General features: G+C 39.2%; 17 protein-coding genes. 16 read left to right on the top strand and 1 reads right to left on the bottom strand.

Translation table 11 applies throughout. From position 1 onward, the window contains the following. Positions 1-23: 23 nt before the first annotated feature. Positions 24-761, top strand: coding sequence for an elongation factor P 5-aminopentanone reductase (gene ymfI, locus L1765_RS04020; protein ID WP_236405330.1), 738 nt, complete (start codon positions 24-26; stop codon positions 759-761). A gap of 159 nt (positions 762-920) precedes the next feature. Here ymfI and L1765_RS04015 read toward each other — a convergent pair whose 3' ends face one another. Then, positions 921-1,724, bottom strand: a complete 804-nt coding sequence (locus tag L1765_RS04015; RefSeq protein ID WP_236405328.1) for a DUF116 domain-containing protein — start codon at positions 1,722-1,724, stop codon at positions 921-923. 155 nt (positions 1,725-1,879) lie between these two features. On the opposite strand from L1765_RS04015, the gene L1765_RS04010 reads away from it, so the two are divergent. The 15 genes from L1765_RS04010 to L1765_RS03940 all read left to right on the top strand — a co-directional run bounded on the left by L1765_RS04010 (position 1,880) and on the right by L1765_RS03940 (position 17,833). After that, positions 1,880-2,128 (top strand): DUF3243 domain-containing protein, encoded by a 249-nt coding sequence (locus L1765_RS04010; protein WP_236405326.1) that lies wholly within the window; start codon positions 1,880-1,882, stop codon positions 2,126-2,128. Positions 2,129-2,456: 328 nt separating this feature from the next. Beyond that, entirely contained in the window at positions 2,457-3,230 is a 774-nt protein-coding gene (locus L1765_RS04005) for a DUF3388 domain-containing protein (RefSeq protein WP_236405398.1), read from the top strand. Positions 3,231-3,244: 14 nt separating this feature from the next. Beyond that, entirely contained in the window at positions 3,245-4,078 is an 834-nt protein-coding gene (locus tag L1765_RS04000) for a helix-turn-helix domain-containing protein (RefSeq protein ID WP_236405324.1), read from the top strand. 27 nt (positions 4,079-4,105) lie between these two features. Continuing rightward, positions 4,106-4,597: a YajQ family cyclic di-GMP-binding protein gene (locus L1765_RS03995; RefSeq protein WP_236405322.1), complete on the top strand. Its 492-nt coding sequence runs from the start codon at positions 4,106-4,108 to the stop codon at positions 4,595-4,597. A 327-nt stretch (positions 4,598-4,924) separates the two neighbouring features. Then, a complete protein-coding gene (rimO, locus tag L1765_RS03990; protein WP_236405320.1) occupies positions 4,925-6,253 on the top strand; it encodes a 30S ribosomal protein S12 methylthiotransferase RimO in 1,329 nt (442 codons plus the stop codon). Further along, positions 6,250-6,825 carry a CDP-diacylglycerol--glycerol-3-phosphate 3-phosphatidyltransferase gene (gene pgsA / locus L1765_RS03985; RefSeq protein WP_236405318.1) on the top strand — a complete coding sequence of 192 codons (576 nt, stop codon included), beginning with the start codon at positions 6,250-6,252 and terminating at the stop codon, positions 6,823-6,825. Before rimO ends, pgsA begins: the two co-directional genes overlap by 4 nt. Before the next feature lie 13 nt (positions 6,826-6,838). Next, positions 6,839-8,071 (top strand): competence/damage-inducible protein A, encoded by a 1,233-nt coding sequence (locus L1765_RS03980; protein ID WP_236405316.1) that lies wholly within the window; start codon positions 6,839-6,841, stop codon positions 8,069-8,071. 14 nt (positions 8,072-8,085) lie between these two features. Next, positions 8,086-9,678 carry a DEAD/DEAH box helicase gene (locus L1765_RS03975; protein ID WP_236405314.1) on the top strand — a complete coding sequence of 531 codons (1,593 nt, stop codon included), beginning with the start codon at positions 8,086-8,088 and terminating at the stop codon, positions 9,676-9,678. Between the two features lie 434 nt (positions 9,679-10,112). Further along, positions 10,113-11,156, top strand: a complete 1,044-nt coding sequence (recA, locus tag L1765_RS03970; RefSeq protein WP_329609984.1) for a recombinase RecA — start codon at positions 10,113-10,115, stop codon at positions 11,154-11,156. A gap of 67 nt (positions 11,157-11,223) precedes the next feature. Further along, a complete protein-coding gene (locus L1765_RS03965) occupies positions 11,224-11,850 on the top strand; it encodes a regulatory protein RecX (RefSeq protein WP_236405312.1) in 627 nt (208 codons plus the stop codon). Between the two features lie 200 nt (positions 11,851-12,050). Next, positions 12,051-13,598, top strand: a complete 1,548-nt coding sequence (rny, locus tag L1765_RS03960) for a ribonuclease Y (protein WP_236405310.1) — start codon at positions 12,051-12,053, stop codon at positions 13,596-13,598. 180 nt (positions 13,599-13,778) lie between these two features. Beyond that, complete coding sequence (locus L1765_RS03955) at positions 13,779-14,573, top strand: TIGR00282 family metallophosphoesterase (protein WP_236405308.1); 795 nt, start codon at positions 13,779-13,781, stop codon at positions 14,571-14,573. A gap of 113 nt (positions 14,574-14,686) precedes the next feature. Next, on the top strand, positions 14,687-14,947 hold the full coding sequence (gene spoVS, locus L1765_RS03950) for a stage V sporulation protein SpoVS (RefSeq protein WP_236405396.1): 261 nt from the start codon (positions 14,687-14,689) through the stop codon (positions 14,945-14,947). A gap of 66 nt (positions 14,948-15,013) precedes the next feature. Next, on the top strand, positions 15,014-15,961 hold the full coding sequence (locus L1765_RS03945) for a dipeptidase (RefSeq protein WP_236405305.1): 948 nt from the start codon (positions 15,014-15,016) through the stop codon (positions 15,959-15,961). Between the two features lie 135 nt (positions 15,962-16,096). Then, positions 16,097-17,833, top strand: coding sequence for a 2-oxoacid:acceptor oxidoreductase subunit alpha (locus L1765_RS03940; RefSeq protein WP_236405304.1), 1,737 nt, complete (start codon positions 16,097-16,099; stop codon positions 17,831-17,833).

Raw genomic sequence — 17,833 nt, 5'->3', positions numbered from 1 at the left:
ATATTCTATGGAGGGAAATGAAAATGGGAAAAAATTGTTGGGCATTAATTACTGGAGCTTCCAGGGGAATCGGTAGAGCCATTGCAGAGAAGCTCTCAGTGGATGGTTATTCCCTTTATCTCCATTACCATAGGGGAAAAAAAGAAATAGAAGAGGTATCTGAATGTTGTTTATCAAATGGGGTCACAACTAAAATTATTCAAGCTGATTTAAGAAATTATAATGGAATTCTGGAAATAGAAGAACAAATAAAAGACAATCCACCTTCCATTTTGATAAACAATGCCGGAAGCAGTTTATATGGTCTTATGACTGATGTTACCAAAGAACAATGGGATGAAATGATTCACCTTCATCTTCAGGCTCCCTTTTTTCTTATACAAGCGGTATCATCCTCAATGATTCGGGCCAAATTTGGACGTATAGTCAATATCTCTTCTGTTTGGGGAATACATGGGGCTGCTTGCGAAGTTGTATATTCAACAGTTAAGGGGGGGCTTAATACCATGACAAAGGCACTTGCCAAAGAGTTGGCCCCTTCAGGCATTACAGTAAATGCCATAGCTCCGGGTGTGATTGAAACGGAAATGATCACCCTGTCCTTTACATCTGAAGAAATCGCTGATATCGTGAAAGAAATTCCAGTGGGACGAATGGGGAGGGCAGAGGAGATTGCTTCTCTTGTTTCTCATCTAGTCTCCCCCAATTCCTCGTACATTACCGGACAAATTATTTCTGTTAATGGTGGCTGGTATTTGTAACCATAAGAACGAGCTATACAGACGAAACTAAACATCTATGATCCGAAAGATTTAGCCCTCAAACTGATATACCCAGATGTTTTGAGGGCTCCGTTCTTTAGCCAAGAAGCGGACTTTAATAACATCTATAACAAACTCGATTAGCGGACGTGTAAATATCTAGTTCATACCATATAGAAAGTATTGGATGGCTTTTTCCATCTCGTCCAAATGTATATATGTATTTTTACAAGGACCTTCCGGCCGTTTATTTGAAATTCCAATCACCGGTATTTTTCCAGCCACATCCTGAATTCCGGAAAACAAATCTCTTTCACATGCGACGGCAATAATGGCTTTTGGGTTCTCTGTAATAAGAAGTTGACGTGCCTGGGTTCCTCCACCTGCCGTATGAAAAGTCACCTGATATTTTTCGGTTAAATCCTCCAGTTCTTTTCTCATAAATTTTGATAAACATCTCGGAACTACAATCAGAATCTCATGGGGCAATACGACGAAATATAGGGTCTTTACGATTTCATTGGTTACATGGATAAGGGAATTTTTTATCCGATCCTTTGAAAAGCCAAGTTTGTGACCCAGAATAAGAGTCCAACTGACAAGAGGAAAGTTGATTAAATCTTTTCCTTTGAGAAAGAAAGCAAAGGGTTTTTTAAATAAAATCGTTAACAATATTGACATTAAATAAAAGGTGAGAACGGAAATAGCAGTTCCAGTGAAAATATAAACGGTTTCATTTAGAGCAGGATGAATATCTTCTAATCTTGGTGATATTAAATAATAGATAAAAAAAATAAAAATATCGGTCAATAGCACCGTGATGGAAAAAAGGGATAAAAAAACCCTTTTTTTCGTTTCTAAATCCCCGTTATTTTCTTCTGTCTCCCCAGTCCAATGTTTCCATTCATCTCCCAATTTTCTTGGGCTGATCTCCAAAGTGTGTTTTACAGTTTCTTCCTTCAACACAATTCTCCTTTCAAACGATGTTAATGGTATCTTTTTCTAATTTAAAAAAAGTTATTCAATAAAATCTTATTGGTTGTTTATGTATAAAGATGATATCTTTTAACCATATTACTTATAGACGGACCACAAATTAATGGATAGGAGGGATTATTGTGTCCGTACTTGATTCATTTGACCAATGGAAAAACTTCTTAGCAGAAAGGGTCCATCAAGCAGAGAAGATGGGAATGAATGATGACACCATACAAAATGTGGCTTATCAATTAGGAGATTATTTGTCTCAGCAAGTGGATCCCAAAAATAATGAAGAGCGTTTGCTAAAGGAATTGTGGGAAGCCGGGTCAGAAGACGATCAAAAGACCCTTGCCAAGTTAATGGTAAAAATGGTTGATAATCAATAATGTTTTAATCGCACCCTTCTTGAATTCAAGAAGGGATTTTTTTCATTATTATCATCTGTAGATGTTTTAACTAAATATCCATGACCCGAAGGGACATAAATTGATCTGAAAATGTATTTTCATATCAAAGATTTACACGTATGCTAGTCGAGTTCGTCTGAAGTATTCAATTTCGTTTCAATTCTAAAGAACGAAACATCTGGGTATTAGCCTTCATTCATGGTTCATAAAATCTTAAACGATTTTCATAAAATAAATGAAGGACTTGTCAGACTTATGTAGAATATCTTTGTCGAATGGTGTAAAAGAAGTGAAGGGAGTCTTTCCATTGGAGAAGAAGGAATGGTATTTGGAATATGAAATTCATAAAAACAGACCTGGATTATTAGGAGACATCGCTTCCCTATTGGGAATGTTATCTATCAACATCATCACAATAAACGGAGTTGAGAACAGGAGAAGGGGGCTTTTGCTTCAAACAGATGATGACGAAAAAATTTCTGCCCTTGAGAATATATTAAAAAAGATTGACAACATTACCATTACCAGGTTTCGGACTCCGACAATCCTTGACCGACTCGCCATCCGGCATGGAAGATATATCGAAAGAGATGTGGAGCACAAGAAAACCTTTAAATTTATCCGTGATGAAATTGGGATACTTGTTGATTTTCTGGCCGAAATTTTTAAACATGAAGGTCATCAGGTGGTAGGGGTAAGGGGAATGCCTCGGGTCGGCAAAACCGAATCTGTTGTAGCTGCCAGTGTATCAGCCAACAAAAGATGGACCTTTATCTCATCCACACTTCTCCGTCAGACCGTTAGAAATCAATTAAGCGATGATGAATTGCAATCAAACAATGTATACATGATTGATGGTATTGTATCTACGATCAGATCCAACGAAAGGCATCATGACTTGGTTAGAGAGATAATGAGGATGCCTGCCACAAAGGTAATTGAACATCCCGACATTTTTATCCGAGAAACTGAATATGAACTGTCCGATTTTGATTATATTGTTGAACTAAGAAACGATCCCAATGAAGAAATTACCTATGAGGATGTTCATTCCGGGTTCTCTTCATTCGAGTTAGGATGATAGGCGGTGATGCTATGAACGAACTTGGAGAATTATTAAAAAGAACCAGAATGGAGAAAAACATCTCCCTCGCTGAAGTACAAGAACACACCAAGATTCAAGTTCGCTATCTGGAAGCTATCGAGAATGGACAATGGAATATTTTGCCTGGTAAATTTTATACCAGAGCCTTCATAAAAAAATATGCAGAATTTCTGGGGATGGATTATCATGAGTTAAGGGATCAATATCAACATCTTTTTCCCCAAAATGAGGAAGAAGAACTTCAACCTGTTAAGAGACAAAGAGCTTCTAGTCCTCCCTTTGAAGGGGTAAGCAGATGGATAACGAAAATATTGCTTTATGCATTTGTCATCCTTATTTTTATCGTTATTTATATTGCAGTGGTTCAGACAATGAATCCTAAAGATGAAAAATTGTCGCCAGATCCCGATACTAGTATTATTGAAAATCAAAACCCCGCCAGAATTCCTGATGGACCATCCAACCCTCCGGTGGAAAATAATAGGGAAGAACCTGCTCCACCCCCGCAACCTGCCCTTTCACTGGTGAAGGAGGAAGGAATAAATCGATTTTATGAATTAACCAATGCCAATCAAATTGAAATATCCTTAACAGCCAGCAGGGGGGATTGCTGGTTTGAGTTAAGAGATGCTACGGACGGGAAACTTATTGAAATGATGACATTAAAAATGGGAGAAACAAAAACTTGGACATTGGACAATAATCAAGTCCGCCTGCAATTAGGGTGGCCGCCTTCTGCTGACCTTCTTGTCAATGGTCAAATCATTCCTACTAAGGATGTTCAAAGTTCAGGACTCGAAATTTATATCACACTTAAAAAATAGACAAAAATAGGTTGGGGGAGACATCTCATGTCAAAAGAAAATTCCTTTGATATTGTTTCAAAAGTGGAGTTCCAAGAGGTAAATAACGCAATTCACCAAGCTGTAAAAGAAATTGAAACCAGATTTGATTTTAAAGGGAGTAAAAGTGAAATTTTGCTGAATGGGGAACAAATTACTGTAATTTCAGATGATGAATATAAGCTTCATAGTGTCATTGAAATCTTGCAAAGCAAATTCGTAAAACGGGGCGTATCGTTGAAAAATCTCTCCTATGGGAAGATCGAACCTGCTTCAGGTGGAACCGTGAGACAGTCCATTATTATAAAAAATGGAATCGACCAGGAAATGGGGAAGAAAATTACGAAATTAATTAGAGATAGCAAGTTAAAAGCAAAAGCCCAAATTCAGGGAGACCAGATTCGGGTTTCTGGAAAAAGCAAAGATGATTTGCAAAAAGTGATTCAGCTTTTGCGCGAGGAAAATTATCCCATAGAACTGCAATTTATAAACTTTAGATAAGACACAAAATCGTGAAATCGGCTTTTAAGCCGATTTCTTCTTATAGATTTGGCACTAAACATTCACGACCCTACGGGTCACAAATTGATATGAAAATATATTTTCGTATCAAATATTCACACGTCCGCTGGTCGAGTTCGTGCAAGGAGTGATTCAGATCCGCTTCAAGTCTATAGAACGGAGCTCTAGAAAACATCCGGGTGTTTCGAAGATGAAGTTACTACAAAATCGTGATTCACGATTTTGTAGTTTTGACACTTCTCTTTTCAATATATTATACTTGTTGAAGGGATTTTGCTGGAAAAATTGCGTTGGAGGAAACAGGTCATGGCAGAGAAAGTAGCAATTGTCACCCTCGGGTGCGAAAAGAATTTGGTGGATTCAGATATCATGTCCGAATTAATTGATAAAAGAGGTTTTCAATTAGTGGACGAGGTAAACGAGGCAAACGTGGTTATCGTAAATACATGCGGTTTTATTGATGCAGCAAAGGAAGAATCTATTCATACCATTTTAGATATTGCTGAGCTGAAGGACACTGGACAATTAAGATCCCTAATTGTATCAGGTTGTTTAACTCAAAGATACAAAGAGGAACTAATGAAAGAAATGCCTGAAATCGATGGTATCGTTGGAACAGGAGATTTTGATCAAATCTGTGAAATTATCGATGAATCTTTAGCCGGTTTAAAACCTGTTAGAGTTGGAAATCCGGTTTTTTCTTATGAGAACCGATCTCGCCGTAAAATAGCAGAGGGTACTTATTCCGCTTATATCAAAATTGCCGAAGGGTGCGATAATTCCTGTACCTTTTGTATCATCCCAACCCTTCGCGGAACTTTCAGAAGCCGTTCTATGGAATCAATTATCAGGGAGGCAGAAGAACTGGCTAAACAAGGGGTAAAGGAAGTCAGCCTTATCGCTCAGGATTTAACCTATTACGGAATGGATTTATATCAAAAAATGATGCTGCCTGAATTACTTCGAGTTTTGTCTAAAGTAGAGGGTATTGAATGGATCAGGCTTCATTATTCTTATCCTGGCTATTTTTCTGAAGAGTTGATTAAAACCATTGCAACCAATCCAAAGGTGTGCAAATATATTGATATGCCCCTTCAACATAGTGAAGATAAACTATTAAAGAGGATGAGAAGACCAGGTCGGCAAAGAGATATCCGAGAATTAATACAAAAAATCAGAACAGCCATTCCTGATGTTGCGATTCGAACATCCATCATTGTTGGATTTCCAGGAGAAGATGAGAACGACTTTAACAATTTGCTCCAATTTATAAAGGAGATAAAATTTGACAGATTAGGGGTATTTACTTATTCACAGGAAGAAGGAACACCAGCTGCTCGATTTAAGGATCAAATTGATGAGGAAACAAAAGAGCGCCGTGCCAATATTCTTATGGAAGTTCAAAGGGAAATAACTGCGGAGAGGAATAGCCGCTTTGTAGGGAAAATACTGGATGTCCTTATTGAGAGATATGATGGAAAAAATGATGTTTACGTAGGAAGAGCCCAGTATGATGCCCCTGAAATTGATGGTGAGATATTTGTTACCAATTTTAAAGGTAGCTTAGGGGATATGGCCAAAGTACGTATTACCCATGCCTATGATTATGACTTGGCAGGGGAGGGTATTCAGTGAATCTCGCCAATAAGATTACATTAATCCGCATTTTTTTAGTCCCCGTTGTGATGTTATTTCTTTTAGTTCGCTTTGATTTAGGTAGGATTTCCATTGCCGGAAGCATCACTACTTACAGCGAGGTGATTGCAGCCCTGATTTTCATTTTGGCGGCAAGCACCGATGGTCTAGATGGGTATATTGCGAGAAAGAGAAAGCTGGTTACTAATTTAGGTAAATTTCTCGATCCCCTTGCAGACAAGTTACTTATATCTGCTGCATTAATCTCTTTGGTTGAAATGCAGCGGTTGGATGCATGGATTGCCATCTTGATTATTAGTAGAGAATTTGCCGTCACTGGCTTGCGATTGATTGCTGCTGCAGACGGAAAGGTGATCGCAGCCAGTAACTGGGGAAAACTAAAAACCTGGGTTCAAATTATTACAGTTGTTGATCTCATATTAAACAACTTCCCTTTTTCCATTCTCGGTTTTCCCTTCAACGTGATTATGATTTGGGTGACCGTGTTAATCACTTTGTTCTCAGGTTATGATTATTTTATTAAGAATAAGGAAGTCATAGAAATTGAGTAAAGAAGGGTTTTCTTTGAGAGCAGAAATTATTGCGGTCGGATCAGAATTATTATTAGGACAGATAGTAAACACTAATGCCCAATTTATTTCTCAACAATTGGCTTTGTGCGGTATTGATGTTTTCTTTCACACGGTGGTGGGGGATAATCAGTCCAGGCTTTTACAGGCTATTTCTGTGGCTAAAAATAGAGCGGATATTCTGATATTTACAGGAGGATTAGGACCAACAAAGGATGATATAACCAAAGAAACGGTTAGTTTGTATCTGCAAATCCCCCTTGAGATTGACAAACCTTCTTTGACATCTATTGTAAACTATTTTGAAAAACGCGGAATACCAATGACGGAAAATAATCAAAAGCAGGCGCTCATCTTAAAAAACGCAAAAGTTTTTCCCAATGAGCATGGATTAGCTCCTGGCATGGCTTTAGAAAAGGATGGTACCCATTTTATTCTGCTGCCTGGACCGCCATCCGAGATGAAGCCAATGTTTATCAATTATATTATTCCGCATCTTAACCATCTTTTGGGGGAATCAAACTTAATATGTTCTAAAGTCCTTCGCTTTTTTGGCATTGGAGAATCGGCATTGGAAGAAAAACTACAACATTTGTTGAATAATCAATCCAATCCCACGATTGCTCCTTTAGCTAACGAGGGGGAAGTTACTATACGAATTACAGCAAAAGCCTCAAACGAGATAAAAGCCTTCGAAATGATCAACCGGATAGAAGATGAAATCAGACTGATTGCCGGTGAATTCATTTATGGAGTGAATAACGAAACCCTTCATCAAGTTGCAATTGAACGTTTATCACAAAAGAAGTTAACCCTTTCTCTCGCCGAAAGCTGTACCGGAGGTTTGCTTGGACATCTTGTTACATCAGTACCCGGGGCTTCCTCAGTTTTTTTGGGCGGTATTCAAAGTTATTCAGATCAGTCAAAGGTGTCTATTCTTGGATTATCTCCTTCTGTTCTGAAATTGCATGGAGCAGTAAGTGAAGAATCAGCCAAAGAAATGGCTGAAAATACCCGTTCCATATTTAATAGCGATATTGGTATATCCATAACAGGGATTGCAGGTCCGGCTCCAGTTGAAGGAAAAGAAGTGGGATTGATTTATATTGGTATTGCCAATAATGATACGGATACTCAAGTTTATCGAATCAAGTTGGCAGGAACAAGAAATCAGATTAAACAGAGGGCAGCCAAGTATGCTTTGTTTTATTTATGGAAACAGCTTTAGAAAGGAATAATTTTATGAGTTTACAATTTAAAGAACTTCATTTGAATAGTGCCATATTAAAGGGAATAGAGGAGATGGGTTTTGAAGAACCTTCTCCGATACAGGAAGCATGTATCCCTGAAATCTTAAAAAGTAGGGATGTCATTGGACAAGCCCAGACCGGAACCGGAAAAACCGCTGCATTTGGGATTCCGCTGCTTCAAATGATATCCAAAGAGTCTTATATTCAAGGAATTATACTAACCCCAACCCGTGAGTTGGCTATTCAGGTATCTGGAGAAATTCGTCGGATTGGTCGTTACAAAAAGGTGAAAATTCTTCCCATCTATGGAGGCCAGTCCTTTGAGCAGCAAGTTCGTGTATTACGACAGGGGGTTCATATTGTAATTGGGACACCCGGCAGAATCTTGGATCATCTCAATCGCAGAACCCTTGATTTATCCAGAGTAAAACATTTGATTCTGGATGAAGCGGATGAAATGTTGGATATGGGATTTATTGAAGATATTGAGAGGATCATCCACCATATCAATGAGAATCGGCAAACCTTGTTGTTTTCGGCAACCATGCCGGCTGAGATTCTTCGCTTAACCCGCAAATATATGAAAAATCCTGTACATGTGAAAATGAATAAAGGAGAAGTGACTGTCCCTACCATCGCACAGGAATATTACAAAGTACTTGAAAGCAATAAATTGGATGGTCTTTGCCGTATTTTGGACATAGAGGAAGTGCATCAGGGAATTATTTTTTGCAGAACAAAAAAAGGGGTGGATGAATTAACAGAATCATTGCAAACGAGAGGGTATCTAGCTGAAGGGCTTCACGGCGATTTGAGTCAAAACCAGAGGGACCGAGTGATGAAAGGTTTCAGAGAAGGAAAAATGGAGCTGTTAATTGCTACTGACGTGGCCGCTAGGGGAATTGACGTGGAAAATGTGACTCATGTCATTAATTATGATATCCCCCAGGATCCTGAAAGCTACGTTCACCGTATTGGCAGAACCGGTCGCGCAGGACGAAAGGGTAAAGCCATTACTTTTGTAACTCCAAGAGAGATGAAGCATTTAAAAGCCATTATCCAGCAAACGAAAGCGCCCATTGAAGCGAAGATGCTTCCCACGATGAAAGAAGTTTCAGAACATCAGATTCCTGTCTGGAAAGAACAATTGGATAAAGTTCTTGCAAATAAAGATGAAGAGGCGCTGACTATATTTTATGATTGGATTCATCAGCTTGAGTCGCAATATTCTTTGAGAGACTTGGCTGCTGCTGCCCTGAGGCTTGCCTTTTATTCTGATCAGGTAGAGGGTGATGAAGGCCAATATGATTTTGGAGAGACAGGTGCAAAGGATGGAATGGTCAGATTCTATCTGAACATTGGACGAAATGAAAATATAAGACCCAAAGAATTTATCCATTTTTTGGAGAGTGAGACGGGGATATCCGGAAATTCCATTGGCAGAATTGATATTTTTGACCGATTCACCTTCGTAGAAATCGAAGAAGAATTTGCTCCTTTTGTTTATGAATCATTAAAGCAATCTCGCTTCAACGACAATAAAAAAATATTTATCCAACCTGCTAAACCAAAGGAAAAGAAATAAATGTCGAAAATATGTTCGAAAAAACTCTTGGCAATCTCTCCTAAACAAGGTATGATTATGAATAGACAGATTACGCCGCTTGTCTCCCAAATATATGGATGGAACTAATGAATTTACTGTGAACAGCCTTCGAGTTCGTGCAATGCAGTGTAGCTAGAGAACGGGAATTAGCCCTCAAACTGAATCCATCATCGAAATACCCGGGTTTTTTGAGGGTTCCGTTATTTAGACTCGGAGTGGACTTTATTATTTCATGTTCGAACTCGACTCGCCGACGTGTAATTTCTTTGATATGAAAATACGTTTTCATATCAATTTGTGACCCGAAATGTCATGAGCTTTTGGTTCCAAATGTACGATTATAAATAGACAGACGGGAGAACTTAGTGGCGACTGGCCATCGGATAAAAATTTTTGATAAAGGGGAGAGTTGTGTGTCAGATCGTAAAGCTGCTTTAGAGATGGCTCTTCGCCAGATCGAAAAGCAATTTGGTAAAGGTTCAATTATGCGATTGGGTGAAGCAAGTGCAACAACCCAAGTTTCCACTGTCTCCAGCGGAGCGTTGGCTTTGGATATTGCATTAGGAATTGGAGGATATCCCCGGGGAAGAATTATTGAAGTTTATGGACCAGAATCTTCGGGGAAAACGACTGTTGCTTTGCATGCGATTGCTGAAGTTCAAAAGGCTGGAGGACAAGCTGCCTTTATTGATGCCGAACATGCATTGGACCCTATTTATGCCCAGAAACTTGGTGTCAATATAGATGAGCTGCTTCTTTCTCAACCCGATACAGGCGAACAAGCATTGGAAATTGCCGAAGCACTGGTTAGAAGTGGTGCCATTGATATTGTGGTAATTGATTCAGTAGCTGCTTTGGTTCCAAAAGCGGAAATTGAAGGAGAAATGGGAGATTCCCATGTCGGATTGCAGGCCAGATTAATGTCCCAAGCGTTAAGGAAACTTTCCGGTGCAATCAATAAGTCTAAAACCATTGCTATCTTTATTAATCAGATTCGGGAAAAGGTCGGAGTGATGTTTGGAAACCCCGAAACCACCCCTGGAGGAAGAGCATTAAAGTTTTACAGCAGCATTCGTTTGGAAGTAAGAAGGGCGGAAACTATTAAACAAGGAAATGATATGGTAGGAAATCGCACCAAAATAAAAGTGGTTAAAAATAAGGTAGCACCTCCCTTTAAACAGGCTGATGTTGATATTATGTATGGCGAAGGAATCTCCAGAGAAGGAAGCATTCTAGATATTGGAACGGAAATAGATATCATCACCAAAAGTGGTGCCTGGTATTCCTTTCAAGATGAAAGATTGGGGCAAGGTAGAGAGAATGCCAAGCAGTATTTGAAGGAACATCCTGAACTTACGCTGGCTATCGAAAGCAAAATTCGGGAGTATTATAACTTAAATCCAAATGCTTTCAAGCATTTTGCCAATGATGACCAACCCGACGAAGAATCGGTATAGTAGTCTGCTACATAATGTGTGAATGGGTGATTTCCTTCACACATTATTTTTTATGAAGGTGATAAATATGAAGGAACTTCTGATTACATCCGTCATTCAGGATAAGAATAACAACCATCGCTATCATCTCTATGCCAACGAAGAGTACATGGGCTCAGTACATGAGGATATTGTGATTAAATACCGTTTAATAAAAGGGAAATCCATATCTGATCAAGATTTAAAAACAATGATGGTTGATGATGAAAGGCATCAAGTATATCTTGCAGCTTTAAAGTATCTGGGATATCGTCCAAGGACAGAGAAAGAAGTGATGATGTATCTGATAAGAAAAGGATACGATGAGAAGAACTGCCGAGCAGTGATGGCCCGCCTCATCGGTGAAGGGTACATAAACGATGAAAAATATGCAGAGCAGTGGATAAAAGAGAGAATGATGAAAAAAAAAGGTTCTCTTTTGTTAAAAAAAGAACTTTTAAATAAAGGGATCCAATCGGAAATTGTTGAACAGGCCGTTTCTTGTATTAATAAAGATAAGGAATATGAACAGGCATTAAGCTTAGCAGAGAAAAAAATCACGTATTTTTCCAATCAATTAACTTCCATGCAGAAGAAAAAAAAATTGGGTGATTTTTTGTTAAGACGAGGATTCTCTTATGAGATGGTACAGTCTGTCATTGACCGGTTATTGTAACAAATCCGCACCTAGCAGATTTCCTTGACAAAACAGAACAAACAATAATACAATTGTCGTGTATATTTTATACAAGTTTAGGTGTTTATTTATTTTTTCGCTAAAGAGCTCCAATGAATATGTAATGGATAAACAAATGAAATGTTTGGATGAAACGGGGATTTAAAAGAAGACTTGGCAAGACAGGAGGTGAATAGCCCATGCTGTTAGGATCTGCGGCTGGAATCTCCATTTTGCTGGTCTCTGTATTAGTTGGTGCTGGAATAGGCTATCTGGTTCGTAAATCTATCGCAGAAGCAAAAATTTCAAGTGCCGAACAGGAAGCACAAAGAATTATTGAAAATGCGAAAAAGGACGCAGAGGCGGTTAAAAAGGAAACCGTACTTGAAGCAAAGGATGAAATTCATAAATTTAGGATAGAAGCCGAAAAGGACATTAAAGAGCGTAGAAATGAAGTCCAACGTTTGGAACGTCGTTTGCTGCAAAAAGAGGAAACTTTGGACCGCAAGCTGGAGTCCCTAGAAAAGAAGGACGAACTTCTTTCCCAGCGGGAAAAGGAAATCGAAGAGACTCGAAGCAAAGTGGATGATCTCTATGTAAAACAGCGTCAGGAATTAGAACGTATTTCCGGATTAACAATTGAAGAAGCGAAATCCATTATTTTGGCTGAAGTAGAAAATGAGATGAAGCATGATATCGCCATGATGATAAAAGAAATGGAACAACAAGCAAAGGACGAAGCGGACAAGCGTGCAAAGGAAATTATTACTTTAGCCATCCAACGATGTGCTGCTGATCATGTGGCGGAAACCACTGTATCTGTTGTCACTCTGCCAAATGATGAAATGAAAGGCCGAATTATCGGTAGAGAGGGTAGAAATATTAGAGCTCTGGAAACCCTGACAGGGATCGATCTTATTATAGATGATACACCTGAAGCGGTCATTTTATCTGGATTTGATCCGGTTAGAAGAGAAATTGCAAAAACAGCTCTTGATAAATTGGTGGCAGATGGCAGAATCCACCCTGCAAGAATAGAGGAAATGGTGGAAAAGGCTAGAAAAGAAGTAGATGAAAGAATTCGTGAATACGGGGAACAAGCCACCTTTGAGACAGGTGTATATGGATTGCATCCTGACCTTATTAAAATTTTGGGACGTTTGAAATTTAGAACCAGTTATGGTCAAAATGTATTGAAACATTCCATGGAAGTTGCCTATTTAGCTGGATTGATGGCTGCTGAATTAGGCGAAGATATCACTCTGGCCAAACGGGCGGGATTGTTGCATGATATTGGAAAAGCCATTGACCATGAAGTGGAAGGTTCACATGTAGAAATTGGAATTGAATTGGCGAAAAAATATAAAGAACACCCTGTGGTTATTAACAGTATTGCTTCCCACCATGGAGATGTGGAACCTAATTCCCTGATTTCTATGCTTGTCGGGGCAGCAGATGCGCTATCGGCTGCAAGACCTGGAGCAAGGCGAGAGACCCTTGAAACGTATATCAAACGTTTGGAAAAGTTGGAGGCCATTTGTGAGTCCTTTGACGGTGTAGAGAAATCATATGCGATTCAAGCAGGTCGAGAAGTGAGGATTATGGTTAAGCCAGATCAAGTGGATGATCTGGAAGCTCATCGCTTGGCAAGGGAAATTACAAAACAAATTGAAGAAGAACTAGATTATCCTGGGCATATTAAGGTAACCGTCGTTCGTGAAACAAGAGCAGTAGAATATGCCAAATGAAGAAGAATAAAGTGGTCGATGGACCACTTTATTTTTTGTCTTAGCTCCCCATTTTTTGCTACAATGTAAACAACAGTCAGTTCTATCCATATAGATGTAAGAAGTGTAACTGTGCGAAATCGATGAAATCATCGATTTCAGTATTCGTTCCACTTCTATATGTGAAAGGTTGTGAATGGTTTGAGACTATTATTTATTGGCGATATTGTGGGTTCCCTTGGAAGGGGAACCCTGCAAAGATTGCTGCCTGAACTTAAGAGAAAATATCAACCTACCTTCACGGTTGTAAATGGAGAAAACGCTGCCGGCGGAAGAGGGATCAACTTAAAAATTGCGCGTAAGTTTTTTGAATGGGGTGTTCAAGGAATTACCTTAGGGAATCACACCTGGGATAATAAGGAAATTTTTGATTTTATCGACGAGGAGAAAAAAATGGTAAGGCCTGCTAATTTTCCAAAAGGGACTCCGGGGTTAGGCTATACTTTTCTCAAGTCAAATAATAAAGAATTAGCTGTGATTAATTTGCAGGGAAGAACGTTCCTTCCTTCCATTGATTGTCCCTTCCGTAAGGCGGATGAAATCCTTCAAATCATTGGCAATCGTACAAAATATATTTTGGTTGATTTCCATGGAGAAGCAACTTCGGAAAAGTTGGCTATGGGTTGGTATTTGGATGGAAGAGTTTCAGCCGTTGTAGGAACCCATACCCATGTCCAGACATCTGACGCTAGAATACTGCCAAAGGGAACGGCATATATTACTGATGTGGGAATGGTGGGATCATACGATGGAATTTTAGGTATGGAAAAAGAAGCAGTGATTAAAAAATTTATTACCCAACTGCCGGTTCGCTTTGATGTCGTAGAAAAAGGAAGTTCACAATTAAATGCTGTAGTCATTCAACTTTCTCCGGAAACAGGACAAGCTACTCAGATTGAAAAAATACATATTGTGGAAGAAGTTCCGTCCCTATAAGGAGATGAGGTCCGAATTTTAAGAATTTTTATAAGCTATTTGCAGGAATTTTTTCTATGATCTCGAATATAAATATAGAGGGTTTAAACCATCTTAAGGAGGTACAAAGGATAATGGAAGTATTAAAAGTTTCAGCAAAGTCTAATCCTAACTCTGTTGCAGGTGCCCTTGCCGGTGTGCTCCGTGAACGCGGTGCAGCTGAAATTCAAGCGATAGGTGCAGGGGCACTTAATCAAGCAGTGAAAGCAGTAGCGATTGCAAGAGGGTTTGTTGCGCCGAGCGGTGTTGACCTTATCTGTATTCCAGCTTTCACAGACATTATGATCGATGGGGAAGAACGGACAGCCATCAAATTAATCGTAGAACCAAGATAAATTTTTTTGCACCTGTTTATTCCATTTTTGGGTAAACAGGTTTTTGTTGTTTAGGAGGATAGTAACATGAAAGTGATTGATTTTCACTGTGATTTCTTATTAAGAGCATGGGAGAACGCTGAGGTTACCTTTAGTTTGGAGAATGAAAACGTTCAAATAAACGCCATGAGGTTGGACAAGTCCAGTATTGCCCTTCAGACCTTTGCTATATTTGTTCCTCCACTAACCCATCCAAGCGCAAAATTTTCTGTTGCATTAGATATGGTAGACATATTTTACAGACAAGTAATATCACAACCAAGATGGAAAATCATATTAAATCAAGAGGATCTGGAAGAACTGATGAACCTGAATCAACATGGCGCACTTCTTTCGTTGGAGGGTGCAGAGGCAATACAGGGAAATTTAGTTCACTTAAGAACCCTTTATCGCTTAGGGGTAAGAGCAGTTGGATTAACTTGGAATTATCAGAATGAAGCTGCATCAGGTGCATTGGAGTCATCAGGCGGAGGACTTTCTCAATTTGGTAAAGAGCTAGTTCAAGAAATGAACCGCCTTCATATGATTGTTGATGTTTCTCATCTAAATGAACGGGGTTTTTGGGAGGTAGTTGAGCTTTCAAAAGAACCAGTAATCGCAAGTCATTCCAACTGCTGGACCATCCATCCCCATCTGAGAAACTTAAAGGACGAGCAGTTGAAAGCATTATTTGAGCTAAATGGAGTAATAGGAATGGTGTTTTATCCTCCTTTTGTTTCCAATAAAGAAGTAGTGAAAATCATAGATATCATTCGTCATATTGAACATGCCTGTGAACTGGGAGGGGAGAATCATATTGGGTTCGGTTCCGATTTTGATGGAGTAGATTCCTTTGTGACAGGATTAGAACACCCAGGCCATTTCTATCACTTAATCAACGAATTATTAAAGCATTATAGCGAATCTCAGGTTAAAAAATTTTCCTATTTGAATTGGTATCATTTGTTACAAAGGGTATTACCAAAAAAAAATTGAAAGTTACAGAATAAGAATAGTAGAAATGCTTGAAATTTTACAGTTAAAGGTCTACAATTGTTTACGTTTAGAAAGTGAGTTTTTATATAAAAGTCGGTGGAGATGTTTTCAAACGATTTCTAAAGGGGTGGAATTATGATTAATCAACTTTCATGGAAAGTTGGCGGTCAACAGGGCGAGGGGATAGATAGTACAGGAGAAATCTTCGCCATTGCGTTGAACCGTCTCGGGTATTATCTGTATGGATATCGTCACTTTTCGTCGCGCATTAAAGGAGGACATACCAATAACAAAATTCGTGTAAGCACCAAGCCGTTGCAATCTGTGTCTGATCATCTTGACATTTTAGTTGCTTTTGACCAAGAAACCATTGATATAAATGCAAAAGAGCTTCGTTCTGGCGGAGTGATTATCGCAGACTCTAAGTTTGAGCCTACGATTCCATCTAATATGGATGTTAGGCTCTTTGCTGTACCCATTACACAAATCGCTGAAGAGTTAGGCACTTCACTCATGAAAAACATGGTAGCCGTAGGGGTTTCTGGTGCCTTATTGGGATTACCCGTTGAGTCTTTTAAAGAAGTTGTTGAAGAGTTGTTTCAACGAAAAGGGCAAAAAGTGGTTGATAAAAATATGGAAGCCATTGCTCGGGGAGCCCAATATATTCATACAGAAGTTGGCGGTTCGCTTCCTGAATTTCAATTGGAGAAGGCGGATGGCAAGAAGCGTCTGTTTATGATCGGTAACGATGCGATCGCACTGGGAGCTGTTGCAGCCGGGTGCCGATTTATGCCTGCCTACCCTATTACGCCGGCATCAGAAATTATGGAATACCTGATTAAAAAATTACCTCAATTTGGAGGAACGGTCATCCAAACAGAAGATGAAATCGCTGCTGCAACTATGGCTATTGGAGCCAATTATGGTGGTGTAAGAGCAATGACTGCTTCTGCAGGGCCTGGATTAGCCCTGATGATGGAAGCAATTGGATTGTCTGGTATGACAGAAACTCCATTGGTAATCGTAAATACTCAGCGTGGTGGTCCAAGTACTGGACTTCCGACGAAACAGGAACAAAGTGATTTAAATGCCATGATTTATGGAACGCATGGTGAGATTCCAAAGGTAGTAATTGCTCCAAGTACCGTAGAGGAGTGTTTTTATGATACCATTGAAGCATTTAATATTGCCGAAGAATTCCAATGTCCTGTCATCATTCTTTCTGATCTGGTTCTTTCCCTCGGAAAACAAACAGTTGAACCATTAGATTATGAACGCATTGAAATTCGCAGGGGAAAATTAATTTTGGATAAAGAAGTACAAGCCAATGAAGGTTCCATGTTTAAGCGCTACGAATTAACTGAAGATGGAATTTCCCCAAGGGTGATTCCCGGTACGAAAAATGGAATTCACCATGTTACAGGTGTAGAGCATGGTGAAACCGGTTCTCCGTCGGAAAGCCCGGTTAATCGTAAGGCAATGATGGAAAAACGATTGAAAAAATTAAATATGTTAAACTTTAAGGAACCTATTTATGCCAATGCTCCATATGATGATGCTGATATCCTTATCGTAGGTTTTGGTTCTACCCGTGGAACGATTAACGAAGCAAAGGCCCGGTTGGAACAGGATGGTTATAAGGTTAATCATGCCCAAGTCCGGCTGATTGCACCTTTTCCTGCACAGGAAATCAAGGAGTTAATGAGTAAGGCCAAAAAAGTGGTTGTGGTTGAAAATAATGCAACAGGTCAACTTTCCAATCAAATCAAGCTTCATGTCGGAATGGTAGAAAAGATTGAAAATATCTTAAAGTATGATGGAAATCCGTTCCTGCCTTCTGAAATTTATAATCGGTGTAAGGGGCTGATATAA

The organism is Microaerobacter geothermalis (assembly GCF_021608135.1).
Taxonomy (GTDB): Bacteria; Bacillota; Bacilli; order DSM-22679; family DSM-22679; genus Microaerobacter; species Microaerobacter geothermalis.
The sequence above is the reverse complement of the archived record's forward strand: the minus strand, read 5'-3'. Positions and strand labels throughout refer to the sequence as shown.